Annotated in this window: 8 protein-coding genes; 6 read left to right on the forward strand and 2 right to left on the reverse strand. The window is 38.5% G+C overall.

The features are described from left to right. The gene (locus ACM0OP_RS13105) at positions 1 to 1,032 is read right to left on the reverse strand and encodes a chlorophyll a/b binding light-harvesting protein (protein WP_414528854.1); all 1,032 of its coding nucleotides are present in this window, start codon (positions 1,030 to 1,032) and stop codon (positions 1 to 3) included. Positions 1,033 to 2,172: 1,140 nt separating this feature from the next. Beyond that, positions 2,173 to 2,442: a hypothetical protein gene (locus ACM0OP_RS13110; protein ID WP_414528855.1), complete on the reverse strand. Its 270-nt coding sequence runs from the start codon at positions 2,440 to 2,442 to the stop codon at positions 2,173 to 2,175. Between the two features lie 229 nt (positions 2,443 to 2,671). On the opposite strand from ACM0OP_RS13110, the gene ACM0OP_RS13115 reads away from it, so the two are divergent. The 6 genes from ACM0OP_RS13115 to ACM0OP_RS13140 all read left to right on the forward strand — a co-directional run bounded on the left by ACM0OP_RS13115 (position 2,672) and on the right by ACM0OP_RS13140 (position 17,354). After that, entirely contained in the window at positions 2,672 to 3,046 is a 375-nt protein-coding gene (locus tag ACM0OP_RS13115) for a DUF4870 domain-containing protein (RefSeq protein ID WP_414528856.1), read from the forward strand. A gap of 405 nt (positions 3,047 to 3,451) precedes the next feature. Further along, positions 3,452 to 8,818 carry an AAA family ATPase gene (locus ACM0OP_RS13120; RefSeq protein WP_414528857.1) on the forward strand — a complete coding sequence of 1,789 codons (5,367 nt, stop codon included), beginning with the start codon at positions 3,452 to 3,454 and terminating at the stop codon, positions 8,816 to 8,818. 140 nt (positions 8,819 to 8,958) lie between these two features. Continuing rightward, a complete protein-coding gene (locus ACM0OP_RS13125; protein WP_414528858.1) occupies positions 8,959 to 9,804 on the forward strand; it encodes a DUF2382 domain-containing protein in 846 nt (281 codons plus the stop codon). Between the two features lie 193 nt (positions 9,805 to 9,997). Beyond that, positions 9,998 to 10,885, forward strand: a complete 888-nt coding sequence (locus ACM0OP_RS13130) for a YsnF/AvaK domain-containing protein (RefSeq protein ID WP_414528859.1) — start codon at positions 9,998 to 10,000, stop codon at positions 10,883 to 10,885. Between the two features lie 124 nt (positions 10,886 to 11,009). Further along, positions 11,010 to 16,403 carry a trifunctional serine/threonine-protein kinase/ATP-binding protein/sensor histidine kinase gene (locus ACM0OP_RS13135; RefSeq protein WP_414528860.1) on the forward strand — a complete coding sequence of 1,798 codons (5,394 nt, stop codon included), beginning with the start codon at positions 11,010 to 11,012 and terminating at the stop codon, positions 16,401 to 16,403. A gap of 279 nt (positions 16,404 to 16,682) precedes the next feature. After that, positions 16,683 to 17,354, forward strand: coding sequence for a class I SAM-dependent methyltransferase (locus ACM0OP_RS13140; protein ID WP_414528861.1), 672 nt, complete (start codon positions 16,683 to 16,685; stop codon positions 17,352 to 17,354). The last annotated feature ends 93 nt before the right edge of the window (positions 17,355 to 17,447 follow it).

A 17,447-nucleotide genomic window follows, 5' to 3' on the forward strand; every position in this document is an offset into this window, starting at 1 on the left:
TTACATTACCTCCCCACGAGTTGAACGCACAACCTGACCTTGACGAAAGTCAAATCCAGCAGCGCGGAGGGCGTGCCAGAGATGTCCTTGCAGAAAGAAGAAACCCAACCAAAAATGAGCATTTGCTAACCAAACGCGAGCCGATAATAAATCTCCACTCTCGAAGTAGGGGAAGCGGTCAAACCCAATATTCAAAGCTGGTCCGTAAAACTCCACTGGGTAAGCCAGAGTATTCACAGACACAAAATAGGCAGCAATTACACTCATTAAAGCTAAAGCCCCCAAACTGTAAGCAAGGTATGCTTCACCCGACCAAACAAACAGCTTTTTAGCCCAAGCAAAAGGTTGAGTTGTAATGTGCCAGATACCCCCGGAGATACAGAGAATACTTACCCAAATATGACCACCAACTAAATCTTCTAAATTATTGACTCCAGCTATCCAGTGTCTACCGCCACCACCAAAGAGGTAGCCAAAAATTACAATAGAGTTCCAAGTGGGGTGAGAAATGACTCGCACCTCTCCTAAATTGGCATCATACAAGCCACCAAAAAACATAGCTTTGGCAACCAGTAAGGCAGCACCTAAACCCAGTAATACTAGGTGAATGCCCAGAATTGTCGTCATTTTGTTGGCATCCTCCCAGCGATAGGCGAAGAAGGAAAATTTTTGTTCTAAGATAGCGGGGCCACGGAGAGCATGAAAAATGCCACCCAATCCTAGAAAGGCGGAGCTAATTAGGTGTATGACCCCGATAGCAAAGTAGGGAGAGGTATCTAACACCTGTCCACCGCTACCTACACCCCAGCCGAGAGTTGCTAAATGGGGTAATAAAATCAAACCCTGCTCATACATTGGTTGTGAAGGGTCGAAGTGGGCGAGTTCAAATAGGGTTGTTGCACCTGCCCACAAAACGATTAACCCCGCATGAGCCACGTGAGCGCCTAAAAGTCTTCCTGAGAGTTCTGTTAACCGGGCATTCCCAGACCACCAGGGAATTGAACCCGAAGTTTTAACAGTCATGCTGGTCATGACATCGGCTCCTAAGAATTTTTACTAACTGCTGAGATGAATATTCAATTTAATGACTATCTATCTCAATAAGCTTGATAGACATATTATCAGATTTATTGAGAGTATTTATCACTAATTTTTTATAAAGTTTTGTAAAACTCTAGGGGTGAAAATAGCTTAAATGCCTGTTTTTAATAGGCTTTAACCATATTTATAGGTAGTAAAATCAATAAAAATAAGTTTTTTTTATTAAAAGGTGCTAGTAAATCTCAATAAACTTGTGATACAGTGGAAGCTAATTACACAATGTAAATAAACCTTCCGCATTTATTCGGCTGAATCCTGTTTTGAGAATTTGTGATCCTAAAATAGGAATTGAGCCTTTTTTTGTATGCTACAGAGACTTTTAAAATTCTGACTCTCTGTGTTCCCTGTGTCTCTGTGGTTCAAAAAGTATTTTATTTAACTACGCCAGACGCAGATAACAGGGTGGAAACAGGAATTTTACCCATCTTAATTTTCTAAATTAAGCAGCGTTGTAACCAAGGGTCTAAAGCCTGTCTATCCCTGCATAGAAATTAAGTGTAAAAGTTAAAAAGGGGGATTACAGCGATTTTAAGCTAAATGAACCGCATATTTATATTGAGCTACTTACGCTAATACCTATCAGTTTTAAGCGTTCGCTCTAGCGTACCGGAGAGTGTCAAACTTGGATCAACCATTTGACACTCCCCGCCATAAATCGACGGGGATTCTTGGTTCAACGAAACCACTTAACCTAGAGTCCTTGCGTCATCTAGACCAGAGGTGGGATTCTCCCCAAGCGTTAATTCGGGTATGCCCTACCCTATTTGCATTAGTGCAAGTCCTGTTTTGTTTGAAACAATTTGTTTCAAAATGCTGATTCGTCTAGTCCCTATAAATCTTTTACCTACTGCTAGGAGGAAACTAGAATAATGCAGTAGAACCGCATAGATGAGGCAGTGCGGTCTTGGGGTTTCCCCAATTAGAGCAACTGCCGTTTAATTATCAAGGTTCAGTGCTTTGTCTTTCGACGGCTAGGTTTTTTAAGTGGTTGATTACCTTTCCACTACAATTACTATAGCAGCATACTGGTACAATAATGAATTAAAAGCCGTCGTAGAACGACGGGGAACCTCAAACCCAATTTTTCGGTAAGTTGGCTTGTTCTTGTAACCAGGGATCTACAGGCTGTCCATCTTTGCGACGTAGTTCAATTTCTATTGCTATAACTTCTTGAGAACCAGGAGCAGCAGGGTTTTGATGAAAAATAATGTCATAATCTAGTGGATTATGTTTGCGTTCTTTCAACCAGTCCTGTACTTTGGTAGTAGCAAAAAATGATTGCCCTTGAGCAAACATTCGAGTAATCTGCATTTGGAGTGTGTAAGGATTGATACGACCCATTTTTTATTCCCTTTTTTTCAGTATATTTGACTATAGTAACAACTCAAGTGGTTAGGAAACAAACAGAGAAAAAACCTTGATAATTAGGGAGTTTGCAGTCTGTTCCTGGCTAGATCATAGTTGATTTTAAAGCGAGTTTCAAAAACGTCAAAGTACGGTAAACTGCAATACTCAACATATTATGTGTTGGTTACAATAAAGTGAGAAACAAATTTGAGAGGATACCAGTATGGAAGTTAAATATGATCCCGATAAGCGTAAATTACTGTCATCTCTGTCTCATGGGGCAATTTTTTTTAGTACAATAGTGTTATCTATTGGCGTTCCTATTGTCATTAGCTTAATTTCTGATGACCCAGTTGTGAAAACTAATGCTAAGGAATCGATTAATTTTCACTTTAATGTTTGGTTCTGGGAAACTGTAATTGGTATTCCCATTGCTGTTCTATCTTTTCTGACCTTTGGAATAGGGGGAATCTTATTCTTCCCTGTGGTTGCATTGGGTTTTGCAATACACTGGGGATTGACTATTTGGGCGCTGTTCCACTGTTTAACTAACGCGGATGAACCATTCCGTTATCCCTTCATTTTTAGACTTGTGTAATTGGGTGATGCTTTAATGTTGGCATTTTGTTGACTGGTAAGGTATGGTTTTTGGTCGATAGCACAGGGCGCAAGCAGAATATCTGTTTTATATTCTGTAATGCGCTCTTACCAATTAATTCACATCTGTGTATAGCCTGATGGTATGGCACATTATAGCGATCGCCCTGGTGGTAGTCCAGCATTTGATATCCTGTATTTTGGATCATTGGCTGAATACCCCACATTCATTCTCACAAAAATTTTGGGAATAATAAGCTACAGAGAGGTATTCAGTTTTCTATTTTCTGGGAAAATCTACACACTAAGGGTAGCTGGGCTTCCCTGAATGGAGGCAAAAAAGCAATGAAACCCTAACTAGAAAATTTATTGTTAGTAAATTTACCAAGACACCAGGATCAGGACAATGATCAGTTTAATTGATGGGTATAAATTACGAGAAAAACTTTACCAGGGTTCCAAAACGCAAATCTATCGTGCTGTGCGATCGCTAGATCAACAAGCAGTGGTTATTAAACTTTTACAACAAGAATATCCCAGCTTCACCGAACTATTGCAATTTCGTAACCAGTACACCATCGCCAAGAATCTCAATATCTCTGGTGTCATCTATCCCTACAGTCTAGAAACCTGTGGTAATAGTTATGCTTTAGTCATGGAAGATTTTGGGGGAATTTCCCTCAGAGAGTATACCAAAAATCAGCCCCTCGAACTACAAGATTTCTTTGACATCGCTCTGCAAATAGTCGATATTCTCCAAGGACTATATAAACATCGAATTATTCATAAAGATATTAAACCAGCCAATATTTTAATTAATCCTGAAACTAAACAAATTAAATTAATTGATTTTAGCATTGCTTCCCTACTACCTAGAGAAACTCAAGAAATCAAAAGTCCCAATGTTTTAGAAGGAACCCTAGCTTATTTATCCCCAGAACAAAGCGGACGGATGAATCGGGGCATAGATTACCGTAGTGATTTCTATACCTTGGGGGTGACTTTCTATGAATTATTGACTGGGCAATTACCATTTTTATCAGATGTGCCAATGGAATTGATCCATTGTCATATTGCTAAAATACCACCTACAATTAAAAGTCAAAAAATCCCTCAAGTCTTGGATAATATCATTCAGAAATTGATGGCAAAAAATGCCGAAGATCGCTATCAAAGTGCATTAGGTATTAAGTATGATTTGGAAAAATGCCAGCTACAACTACAGGAAATAGGTGGAATTGGAGACTTTCCCATTGCCCAACAGGATATATGCGATCGCTTGATGATTCCTGAGAAATTATATGGTAGAGAAGCCGAAATACAAACCCTAATTGCAGCATTTGACCGCGTTAGTCTGGGTACTACAGAAATGATGCTAGTAACTGGATTTTCCGGTATTGGCAAAACCGCAGTGATTAACGAAGTTCATAAACCCATCGTGCGACAACGTGGTTATTTCATCAAAGGAAAATTTGACCAATTTAATCGTAATATTCCCTTTAGTGGTTTTGTACAAGCATTCCGTGATTTAATCAGACAGTTATTAACAGAAAATGACCAACAACTAAAACAATGGCAAAATAAAATTCTCTCAGCATTAGGAGAAAATGCACAAGTTATAATTCAAGTCATTCCCGAATTAGAAAAAATTATTGGCGCACAACCCCCCGCACCAAAATTATTGGGGACTGCGGCACAAACTAGATTTAATTTACTATTTCAAAAATTTGTTCAGGTATTTACTGCCAAAGAACATCCACTAGTAATATTTTTAGATGATTTGCAATGGGTAGATTCAGCTTCATTGCGACTTATGCAATTATTAATGGATGAATCTCATCAGGGTTATTTATTATTATTAGCAGCTTATCGAGATAATGAAGTATCATCCACCCATCCTTTGATGATGGCTTTAAATAATATTCAGGAAGCAGGCGCATATATTCAGAAAATTCATCTCACAAATCTCAGTTCTTCCCAGCTAAATCAATTAGTAGCTGAAACATTAGTTTGTCCAGAAGATTTGGCATGGAATCTCTCCAAATTAGTTTATCAAAAAACTGAAGGTAATCCATTTTTTACCACTCAGTTTATTAAGTCATTATATCAAGATGGGTTGATTCAATTTAATTGGGATTTAGGCTGTTGGCAGTGTGACATTACACAAATAAATCAGCAGGCGGTTACTGATAATATTGTTGATTTCATGACAATACAATTAGAAAAATTACCTGAATCAACCCAAAATATCTTACAGTTAGCAGCTTGTATTGGCAACCAGTTTGATTTAGCAACCTTGGCAATTGTTTCAGAATTATCAGAAATCGAAGTATCGGCTGATTTATGGAAAGCGTTAGAAGAAGGCTTGGTCTTACCTACTGGCGATATCTATAAATTCTTTCAACACACTGACCAAGATGCTCAAATCAACGCATCTAATACCAATTCTACCCCCGTTGCTATCTATAAATTTTTGCACGATCGCGTGCAACAAGCAGCTTATGCCTTAATACCAGATGACCAGAAAGAAATTACTCACCTAAAGTTAGGTCAGTTACTATTAAATAATATTTCTGCCAGTAAAAAAGAAGAAAAAATATTTCAACTTGTGAGTCAGTTAAACGTGGGTTACAAGTTGATTAATCAACAAAATAAGCGAGAGCAATTAGCTGAATTAAATCTGTTAGCGGGAAAGAAAGCTATGGCTTCCACCGCCTACACTGCCGCCGTACAGTACCTCATGCTAGGTATAGAAATGTTAGCAGCAGATAGCTGGCAAAGTCAGTATCAACTAACTCTAGAATTATATGAAGTAGCAGCAACAGCAGAATATTTAAACACTAACTTTCAACAAGCAATCAATCTTACAGACCAGATTTTGGCACAAACCAGCCAAATATTAGACACAATTAAAGCTTATGAACTAAAAGTTCAGGTTTATATTGCTCAAGATCATCAGGTTAAAGCCATTGAAACAGGGTTAAAAGCCTTAGAACAATTAAAAATTTCCTTGATATCATCTGAAGAACAGGAACATACTTTAGCTCAAATACTACATTTAGCAGACTTAGATAATATTCCAGAAATGACCAATCCGGAATCCTTAGCTGCACTCAGGTTGCTGATGAGCATCACACCTCCTATTCATCATGTCAAACCAGAAATGTTTCCATCTGTCACCTTCACCATGCTGCATCTCTGTGGAAAAGAAGGAATTTCACCAGTGTCTGCTTTTGCCTATGGCAACTATAGTGTATTACTTTGTACTGCTAGGAAAGATGTTGACACTGCATATCACTATGGTCAGATATCTTTAAGGCTAGTAGAGAAATACCATAGCCAAGAAATTAGCTCGAAAGTTTATATGATTTTTGGTGTATTTGTCTGTGCTTATAAAGAGCATGGTTCCAATACCCTGAAATTTTTACGAGACAGTATACAATGTGGATTAGAAGGTGGCGATATTGAACACGCGAGCTATTCCATGATGGCGGAGTGTAGCCATTTATTCCTAATTGGAGAAAACTTAAATACTGTTGAAGAAAGACAAGCACAATGTATTGACCTACTCTTAAAACTCAAACAAAAGCATTGCCTTGATTATGCCAAAATTTGGCGGCAAGTCACCTTAAATTTACTCGGATGCTGCACTGATCCATATCAACTAATTGGTGTTGATTTTGATGAAACAGAAATTTTACCCCATCTCCAAAACACCCATAATCATCAATCGCTATTTGCTTTCTATTTTGCTAAAGTATTTATCTTTTATACTTTTGGTCAATATGAAAAGGCTCTAACCAGTGCCGAAAAAGCTACGGAATATATTCATGGAGCCTTTGGTATACTACCAGTTGTGGCACATAATTTTTACTATTCTTTGTGCTTATTAGCTGAGTATAATGGCGAGAATGAAAAATTAGCGCAAGTAGTTAGCAACCAAAAGTTAATGCAAGTATGGGCTAGATATGCTGCTGTTAATTTTCAGCACAAGTATGATTTAATTGAGGCAGAAATAGCACGGGTAATGGGAGATCATCTCCAGGCTATAGAATATTACGATCGCGCCATTGCTGGAGCCAAAAAACATGAATATCTCTCAGAAGAAGCCCTCAGTAATGAGTTAGCAGCTAAATTTTACCTGGAATGGGGTAAAGAAAAGTTAGCCCCCGGATATATGCAAGAGGCTTACTATTGCTACGCGCGATGGGGAGCAAAAGCCAAAATTGATCACCTAGAAAAGCAATATTCCCAACTACTGCAACCAATTGTACAACAGCGTCGCCTCAATATTAATGCGCTAGAAACCATATCCCATCACAGCCTAATTAGTTACAAAACTCGAACATCAGCACCATCTTCTAGTTCTAGTAATTCCAATCCTTTCCATCATCTCGACCTAGCTACTATCCTCAAAGCTTCTCAGGTGTTATCGAGGGAAATTGACTTAGATAGTTTGATTACTACTTTAACGCAGGTGCTGTTGCAAAATTCTGGAGCCGAGAAAGTTGCCTTAATTTTACCAGAGGAAAATACTTGGGTAGTGACGGCGATCGCTACTATGGCAGATGTGGAAACAGGAACACCCATTCCTTTAAAACAAATCCCCTTAGATAGCAGTACAGAAGTTCCTTGTAAGTTGATTTATGCAGTCAGACAAACTGGAGAATCTATCCTAATTGATGATATCAGTAAAGATATTAATTGGGCAGGAGATGCATATATTGTGACATATCAACCCAAAAGTGTTCTGTGTACTCCAATTTTAAATCAAGGTAAATTAATTGGGATTTTATATTTAGAAAATCGCCTAGTTACCGGAGCATTTACTAACGATCGCCTCACCATTCTCAACTTTCTTTCTTCTCAAGCCGCAATATCTCTAGAAAATTCCCGACTTTATCAAAAATCACAACAAACCCTGCAAGAGTTACAACAAGCCCAATTACAAATAGTTCAAAGTGAGAAAATGTCCGCACTGGGTAACTTAGTTGCTGGTGTTGCTCATGAAATGAATAATCCCCTGGGTTTTATGGCGGCCAGTCTCAAACAAACTAAACCCACCGTTGCAGATGTTGTCGAACACTTGAGAATATATCAACAAACTTTTACCAATCCCACTGATGAAATTCTGGATCATGCCGAAGAAATAGACTTAGATTATATCCTAGAAGATTTGCCGAAAGTATTTGATTCTATGGTCATAGCCTGCGACAGATTAAAACATATCAGTACTAGTCTGCGGACTTTTTCCCGTGCTGATAAAGATTATAAAGTATATTTTAATATACATGAAGGCATAGATAGTACAATTTTAATTCTGAAACATCGCCTCAAGGCTAATGAGCAGCGTCCAGCTATTGCAGTCATTACTAACTATGCAGAATTGCCATTAATTGAGTGCTTTCCTGGTCAAATAAATCAGGTATTTATGAATGTTATAGCTAATGCTATTGATGCCTTGGAAGAATCGAATATAGGGCGGAGCTTTGCAGAGATAGAGGCTAAATCTAACCAAATTACCATCACAACTACCCTAGAAACTAATCAAGTTAGAATTACCATTGCTGACAATGCTAAAGGGATGAGTGAAGCAGTACAAGCCAAAATATTTGACCACTTATTTACTACAAAGGCAGTAGGTAAAGGTACAGGGTTGGGATTAGCGATCGCCAGGCAAATTATTGTAGAAAAGCACGGTGGTACAATTGATATCAAATCCGCACTGGATCAAGGAACTGAATTTGCTATTTGTATTCCTATCCATCCCTAAATCACTTCTGCTGCAAAAATCTCTATGACTTTTGATGGTGTTGCTTTTGCATAAACTCATTCAATAGTATGAGGACAAACAGGCAATAACTATTTATATTGATTACTAAGAGATTCTATAAAAACTCAGAGGTAAGTATAATGGTTCTTCACAGGCTAACAGATTTTGATCCTAACTACCATGAAAGTTTTGAAGGTAATGATATCAAAGGATTAGGTGTCTATACAGATGTATCTAATAAAGAAAAAATTGGCACTGTTAGCGATGTTTTAGTTGATGAAGAAGGACATTTCCGCTATTTGGTTGTTGATTTAGGGTTTTGGATATTTGGTAAAAAAGTGTTATTACCCGTAGGACGTTCTCGCATCGATCATGAAGCTAATCGGGTTTACGCCCTTGGTATGACCAAAGAACAAGCGGAAGATTTACCAGAATTTGACGAAGGTAGAATACTGGACTACGAATATGAAGAACAGGTAAGGGGAATTTATCGTGACAGTAAGTATGGTAATCAACCCATAGCAGCATCAAAACCAAGTCAAAGTCCTGAAACTTATAGTTACGAACATGAGCCTTCTTTATACAACCTCAATCAGGAAAATCATCAAACTCTGCGATTGTATGAAGAACGCTTAATTGCTAATAAAAGACGCGAAAAAACTGGAGAAGTTTCAATTGGTAAGCACTTTGAAACTAGAACTGCAAATGTTTCAGTCCCAATATCAAAAGAACACGTTGTGATTTCCCGTGTGACTCCAGAAGATAAGGGTAGAGTGGTTTCCCCTAATGAAGCTAATTTCCGTGAAGGTGAAGTTGCTCGTGTAGAAATCTATGAAGAAACCCCTGAAGTTCGCAAAGAAGCTTTTGTCCGGGAAGAAGTGAGAGTTCAAAAGGTTGTAGAGCAAGAAATGGTTGAGACTGAAGGAACTGTACGCCGGGAAGAGTTAGATGTAAATGCTGGTAATTTACCAATTGAAGAAAAGTAGGTAGGGCCTGCTGTTTTAAAGCAGGACTTACGCAGATTCGAGGTTTTCTTGGCGGTGAGATAAATCAAGATTTTTGGTAATTGTTGCGTAAGTCCTGTATATATAGGACTCCTATTTGATTTCCCACTCCCCACTCCCCACTCCGTACTCCCCACTCCCCACCTAAGTAAATTAAAAAATCAAGGGGATTACTATGGTTATGAATAGCCAACCAATGGCCAATAATTTTAAGTCAGCCAAAAATAGGGCAAATATCCAGCAAATTCTGGAGAATTTAAAAAATAAAGTCCGAGATTTTTATGTCCTGGATAGGCAAGGTGAAATTATAGGTAAGGTTAAAGACTTAATTCTAGATGCTAATCGTCGGCTGAATTTAGTCATATCTGAACAAGAAAATCACAAAGATAGCAATAATTTCTTAGCTGATGAGCGGTCACACCGTTTGGTTTTATTATTGAGTCAAAAAATCAACAAAATAAATAATCATGACCAATGTATTCTCCTGGATTTAGATAAATCGGAAGTAGAGCGTATGCCTGAATATTTAGCAACAACACCAAATACTGAAATAACTATGGATCAATTAACTGATGCAAATACTAATAAGCAAATACTGAATACTGAAATGGCATCAGCTAATGTGCGAAAAGTAGAAAATGAAATTGTTGTAGCTTTAATAGAAGAACGGCTAATAGCGGGTCACAATCAACGTAAAGTTGGTGAGGTGATTATTCGCAAGGAAATTGAAACTCGCATGGTACAAGTCCCTGTACGCCGAGAAAAGTTGATTATAGAGCAAGTGGGTTCAGAGAATAAACAACTTGCAGAAATTGACTTAAGTCAAGGCGATATTTCCGGTATTGAGTTGATGACTAGAGAAACACCATTAGGGACAATTTTGGACGGTCATTTGAAAGTGACGGGTGAATTTTGCTCACCGAAAATTGCTAGTTTACTGTTAAATGCGATCGCACTAGAACAAAATCACGGCTGTCAGCAGATCAAGATCACAATTAGTGTGAAAGATGAATCACTGCAAAATAAATATCAACAGTGGTTTGATCGCTGCTCCAAAGATTAAACATAAAAAATGTAACCTGGGTTGTATAGCTTGGCGCAGACACATAAAAATTGATATTACCAGTGGCTTTATGGGAATAATATCTATAAAGCAAAAATAAGTTGGTAATATGAGGTAAGCATCAATGACAATTGCCAAGCCTAGCCCGGTAATTCTGGGGTACAAAATTACATCTCAACTGTACGCAGGCTACAAAACCTTGGTATATCGGGCTATCCGAGAGCAAGATCAACTTCCAGTAGTAATTAAGTTGCTTACCTCTGAATATCCCAGTTTTAACGAATTACTACAATTTCGTAATCAATATACTATTAGTAAAAATCTTAATATTCCCGGTGTCATTCACCCTATATCACTAGATTTTTTCGGTAATTCTTATATTTTAGTGATGGAAGATGCTGGGTTAATTTCTCTGGTGGAATATATTAAAAAAATAAAGATATCCCTGGGGGATTTTTTCACAATTGCTATCCAATTAACTCAGATTATTGATAGTTTAATTATAAATCATATTATTCATAAAGATATTAAACCTGCTAATATTCTCATTCATCCGGAAACGAAAGAAATTAAAATCATTGATTTTAGTATTGCTTCCTTATTGCCGAAAGAAACCCAAGAAATCCAAAATCCTCATGTTTTAGAAGGAACACTGGCTTATATTTCGCCAGAACAAACTGGCAGGATGAACAGAGGTATAGATTACCGCAGTGATTTTTATTCTCTGGGTGTAACTTTGTATGAACTATTAGCTGGAGAGTTACCATTTATTTCTGATGATCCGATGGAGTTAGTCCATTGTCATATTGCGAAAATGCCGAGGGACTTGGTTAATAGAACAGGGATTCCGGCGGTAGTGGCAGATATTGTCATGAAATTAATGGCGAAAAATGCCGAGGACAGATATCAGAGTGCTTTGGGATTAAAGTACGATTTAGAAAAATGTCGAGATGAATTAAGCAATACTGGAAAAATTACTGATTTTAAAATTGGTACGCGGGATTTGTGCGATCGCTTTCTCATTCCAGAAAAACTTTATGGACGCACAGCAGAAGTTGAGATGTTGCTGGCTGCTTGCGAACGGGTATCTCAGGGACAAACTGAAATCATGCTAGTGGCTGGTTTTTCAGGTATTGGTAAAACCGCAGTGGTTAACGAAATCCACAAGCCTATTACCCGTCAGAAAGGGTATTTTATTAAAGGTAAATTTGAGCAATTTAATCTCAATATCCCCTTCTCTGCGTTTGTACAAGCCCTGCGGGATTTAATCGGGCAATTATTATCAGCATCTGATGCAGAATTAAGTCAGTGGCGAGGTAAAATCCGGGAATCAGTGGGAGAAAATGGACAAGTTCTGATTGAGGTAATTCCTGAACTGGAAAGAATTATCGGCGCACAACCCCCTGTAACTGAACTATCGGGAACAGCAGCACAAAATCGGTTTAACTTATTATTTCAAAAGTTTATTGGGATATTTGCCACAGCAGAACATCCTTTAATCATATTCCTGGATGACTTACAGTGGGCAGATTTAGCTTCTCTCAAGTTGATGGAACTGCTGATCAGAGAACAGAATTATTTACTGTTATTAGGGGCTTATCGAGATAATGAGGTAGAACCAACTCACCCATTTATGTTGATGGTGGAGGAAGTGAAAAAAACAGGTAACACTGTGAATACCATGACCTTGCTTCCTCTCACCTTGGGTGATACAAATCAGTTAGTGGCCGATACGTTAAATTGTACGACAGAGCGATCGCATCCCCTCACAGAATTAATTGATCGCAAAACCCAAGGTAATCCCTTTTTTATTACCCAGTTTCTCAAAGCCTTGTATGAAAACGGACAAATTACTTTTAATCGTGATCAAGGATATTGGGAATGTAATATTGCTCAAATCAAAGCCCTGTCTCTCACAGATAATGTGGTGGAATTTATGGGTAAGCAGTTACAGAAATTACCCCAGAAAACACAAAAAGTATTAAAGTTAGCAGCTTGTATTGGTAACAAATTTGATTTAGCCACTTTAGCCATTATTTCGCAAGAATCAGCAGAGGAAACGGCAACGAATTTATGGATAAGTTTACAGGCAGGATTGATTTTACCCCAAAGTCAAGTTTATAAATTTTATCAAAACCATGAACAGGTAAATAGAAATATTGACAACATAGAAAATCTTACCTATCGGTTTCTACACGATCGCGTCCAGCAAGCTGCCTATTCTCTCATCCCCACTGCGGAAAAACAAACAACTCATCTCACTATCGGCAAACTTTTACTCCAGCAGACTCCCAAAGCAGAACTAGAAACCAAAATTTTTGATCTAGTTAATCAATTTCAAGTAGGTGTGGATTTAATCACAGATCCCCAAGAGCAGAAAAAACTCGCGGAATTGAATTTAATCGCTGGACGGAGAGCCAAAAAAGCTACAGCTTATGCAGCAGCAGTGAAATATTACACTACAGCCAGAAGATTATTAGCAAACTACAGTTGGCAAGATTTCTATGATTTAAAACTAGCAATCTACACAGAAGCCACTGAACTTGCTTATCTCAGCACTGATTTTAAGCAGATGACACAGCTGGCTGAGATAGTGCTGGCAGAAATCACAGATATTTTAGATGCTGTACCTATTTATGAAATCAAAATTCAAGCTTGCACTGCTCAAAATCAGATGCAATTGGGACTAGATATGGCTTTTGCCATTCTCCATGAATTGGGTATAGATTTACCTAGCCAACCCACCAATGAAGATGGCGCAAAGGCACTAGAGATAACTCAATTACTATTGGCAGAAAAAACCCCCTCAGAATTATTCAATCTGCCGCCGATGACAGATACCCGTGTGCAAGGGATTATCCGCATTTTATCCAGCTTATTTGGCATTGCCTATAATGGTTTTCCGCAGATATTACCCTTAATTGTCTGTCAGCAGGTTAACTTATCTATTGAGTATGGTAATACGGCGCTCTCGGCTTTTGCTTATGCCAGCTATGGTTTAATTCTCAAAGCTTTTACTGGTGGTGTGAAAACCAGCTATGAATTTGGGCAACTTGGTTTAGATTTGATCGAGAAGTTATCCGCCCCAGAATTACGCGCCAAGGTTCAAACCATTTTTAATAATTTTATCAGACACTGGCAAGATCCCCTAGAGATCACACTTGCATCGTCATTAGAAGGCTACCAAAGTGGCTTGGCAACGGGAGATATAGAATGGGCTGTGTGGTGTGTATTAGGCTATGTTTTCCATGCTTACTGCGGTGGTAAAGAACTGACAGGATTAGCGGAACAATTAGCTAAATACGGCATGGCCAGCGCCAAACTCCAGCAAACCACAGGACTCAATTATCAAAAATCCTATCACCAAGCAGTTTTAAATTTATTGGGTCGTAGCGAAATTCCCCATCGCTTATTGGGTAATGTCTACAATGAGGAAGTCATGTTACCCCAACATCTGACGGTAAATGATCGCCCTGGTGTTTATCACGTTAAAATTAACACATTAATTCTGGCCTACCTCTTCGGTGAGTATGAGCAGGCTATAGTAGCGGCGAAAATGGCAGAAGAGTATTTAGACGGGGTTCCAGGGTTATTTGTCAGTGTTTTACTACCGTTTTACGATGCTTTAACTCACTTAAAAGTCTACAAGCAACTGTCTCCAGAGGCTGCATCTGTGAGTTGGCAACGGGTCGAAAGCCATCAGGTACAACTCCAGCAATGGGCAGTATCGTCTCCCTGTAATCATTTACACAAATTTAACCTAGTAGAAGCCGAGCGTTGCCGTGTCTTGGGTAAACTGTACCCAGCTATAGAAATGTATGATTTGGCGATCGCAGGGGCTAAAGAAAATGGTTTCATCCAAGAAGAGGCTTTAGCGAACGAACTCGCTGCTAACTTTTATTTACACTGGGGTAAAGAAAAAGTCGCTGCCGGCTATATGCAAGAGGCTTATTATTGTTATGCTCGTTGGGGAGCTAAGGCGAAAATAGATGATTTAGAACGTCGCTATCCTCGGTTACTGCGCCCGATTTTCCAGCAAGTAGGACGAGTTCTCACCTCATTGGAAACTCTAGGGGCGATCGCCACCCCCAATATTTCTATTCAAGCCTCGGCAACAGTTACCAAATCTTCTAGTTCTAACATTAATATGGCTCTAGATTTTGCCGCCATTCTCAAAGCGTCCCAAAGTCTTTCTAGTACCATAAAACTAGATGAGTTAATGAAACAACTAACTCAAATTATTTTGCAAAACTCCGGTGGCGATCGCTGTGCGTTAATTTTGCCGGATAGTGATGGTGAGTGGCAAGTGAAAGCGGTAGCTAATACCAAAACAACTAAACTTTGTTCCCAACCTTTAGAGGGTAATCTCAACCTACCGATGAAGCTGATTCAGTACGTCAAAAATACTCATGAGGTGGTAGTAATTGATGATTTGAAAACAAATTTGGCTGTGATTGATGAATATTTAATTAAACAACAACCAAGAAGTATACTATGTTTGCCAATTCTCAATCAAGGCAGCTTAATTGGCATCATGTATTTGCATAATAGCGCTGCTAGTGCTGTGTTTACGCGCGATCGCATTCTGATTGTCAACTTTCTTTGCACCCAATCAGCAATTTCTCTGGAAAATGCCCGATTGTATCAACAAGCTGAGAAAGCCTTACAAGATTTACAAGCAGCACAATTACAAATAGTTCAAAGTGAGAAAATGCTGGCTTTGGGTAACTTAGTGGCTGGTGTAGCCCATGAAATGAATAACCCATTGGCTTTTATAGCTGTGACTCTGCAACAAGTACAACCGCTTTTAGCAGACATCACAGAACATCTGCAACTATATCAAGCCACATTACCAGATCCAGGTGCAGAAATTCTCGACCATGCCGCAGAAATTGACTTGGATTATTGTCTAGGAGATGCGCCTAAAATGATTAATAGTATGATCATGGCTAGCGATCGCCTCAAAAGTATTAGCAACAGTCTCCGCACCTTTTCCCGTGCCGATCAAGATTATCCCGTACCATTTAATATCCATGAAGGTATTGATAGCACAATTCTCATTTTAAAACACCGCCTCAAAGCCAATGAACAGCGCCCCGCCATTCGAGTGATCACTGATTATGCTGATTTACCGCAAATTCAATGTTTTCCTGGGCAATTAAACCAGGTATTTATGAATATTCTCGCCAATGCCATTGATGCTTTAGAAGAATCGCAAATTGGACGCACCTTTGAAGAGCTTGAAGCTAATCCCCAGTATATTTTAATTAAAACATTTGTTGTCAATAATCAAGTTAAAATTGCCATTACTGATAATGGAATTGGCATGAATGAACAAGTTAAACAGCAAATATTTGACCATTTATTTACCACAAAAGCTGTAGGTAAAGGTACAGGATTAGGACTGGCGATCGCTCGTCAGATTATCATAGAAAAACATCATGGTTCACTCATAGTTAACTCTCAACTCAATGAAGGCACTCAATTTATCATCACCCTACCAGTTTTCAGTGGGTAATAGCTTTATACCTGTAACTCTATTCTGGGAGAGGGTACAGAATTTTTAATTGCAATTCCTGTGTAAATTCTGCATCTAAGTAGGGGGTGTAATCTACTTTATTCCTAACGCACTGATAATCTCATCCTGATTCACCACCTCAAATCCATTTTCAAACTACTTATGTTATAAATTCAAAGAATATATTTTCCGATGTCGTTACAGACACCCTGTATATGGTATTAACCTGTTAAAGTCCTATGCAGAAAATATACTTGACAAACTTAGTGGGAGTAAATCATGCTTGGTGGAATAATTAAGCGCTTGTATTACTTGCTGTTGACATATCCTATGAGATTGAATGGTTGGTTTTACAAAAACTTCAAATGTCCTCAAAGTGGATTAAAAGTTCACTTGGGGCCAGGTAAAATTAACTATATAGATAATTGGCTGAATGTTGATGCTAATTTAGTAACCGCTAAAGTTGATTTATGGTGTAATCTTTTAGACCCCTTACCATTTCGCAAAGGATCAGTAGATATTTTTTATTCACATCACGTGATAGAACATTTACCAGATTCTCATTTAATTGTTCACTTTCGACAAATGTTTGAGGCTTTACGTCCTGGAGGCGTTATCCGTGTTGGTGGACCACACCTGGGTAATGCTTGTCGCAAATATGTTGAGGGTGATCATCAATGGTTTACTCATTATCCAGACGATCGCAAGAGTATAGGCGGTAGATTCACTAACTTTATTTTTTGCCGAGGAGAACACGTAACAGCTTTCGATGAATCTTATTTAGCTGAAGTAGCTGAACAATGTGGTTTTGTGGATTTTTCATTTCCTTTACCTGTAAAAGAAACAAAGTTGGCAGAGGAGGGAATCACTGAAGCTGTTTTATCAAAAGAATATGAGTCTCGTTTTGATTGTCCCCACACGGTGATTTTAGAGGCTAGAAAACCTGAATAGTTGACACTCCCCACGATAAATCGACAGGGATTCTTGGTTCAACGAAACCACTTAACCTAGAGTCCTTGCGTCATCTAGACCAGAGGTGGGATT

Source organism: Nodularia chucula CCY0103 (assembly GCF_963923915.1).
Lineage (GTDB): Bacteria > Cyanobacteriota > Cyanobacteriia > Cyanobacteriales > Nostocaceae > Nodularia > Nodularia chucula.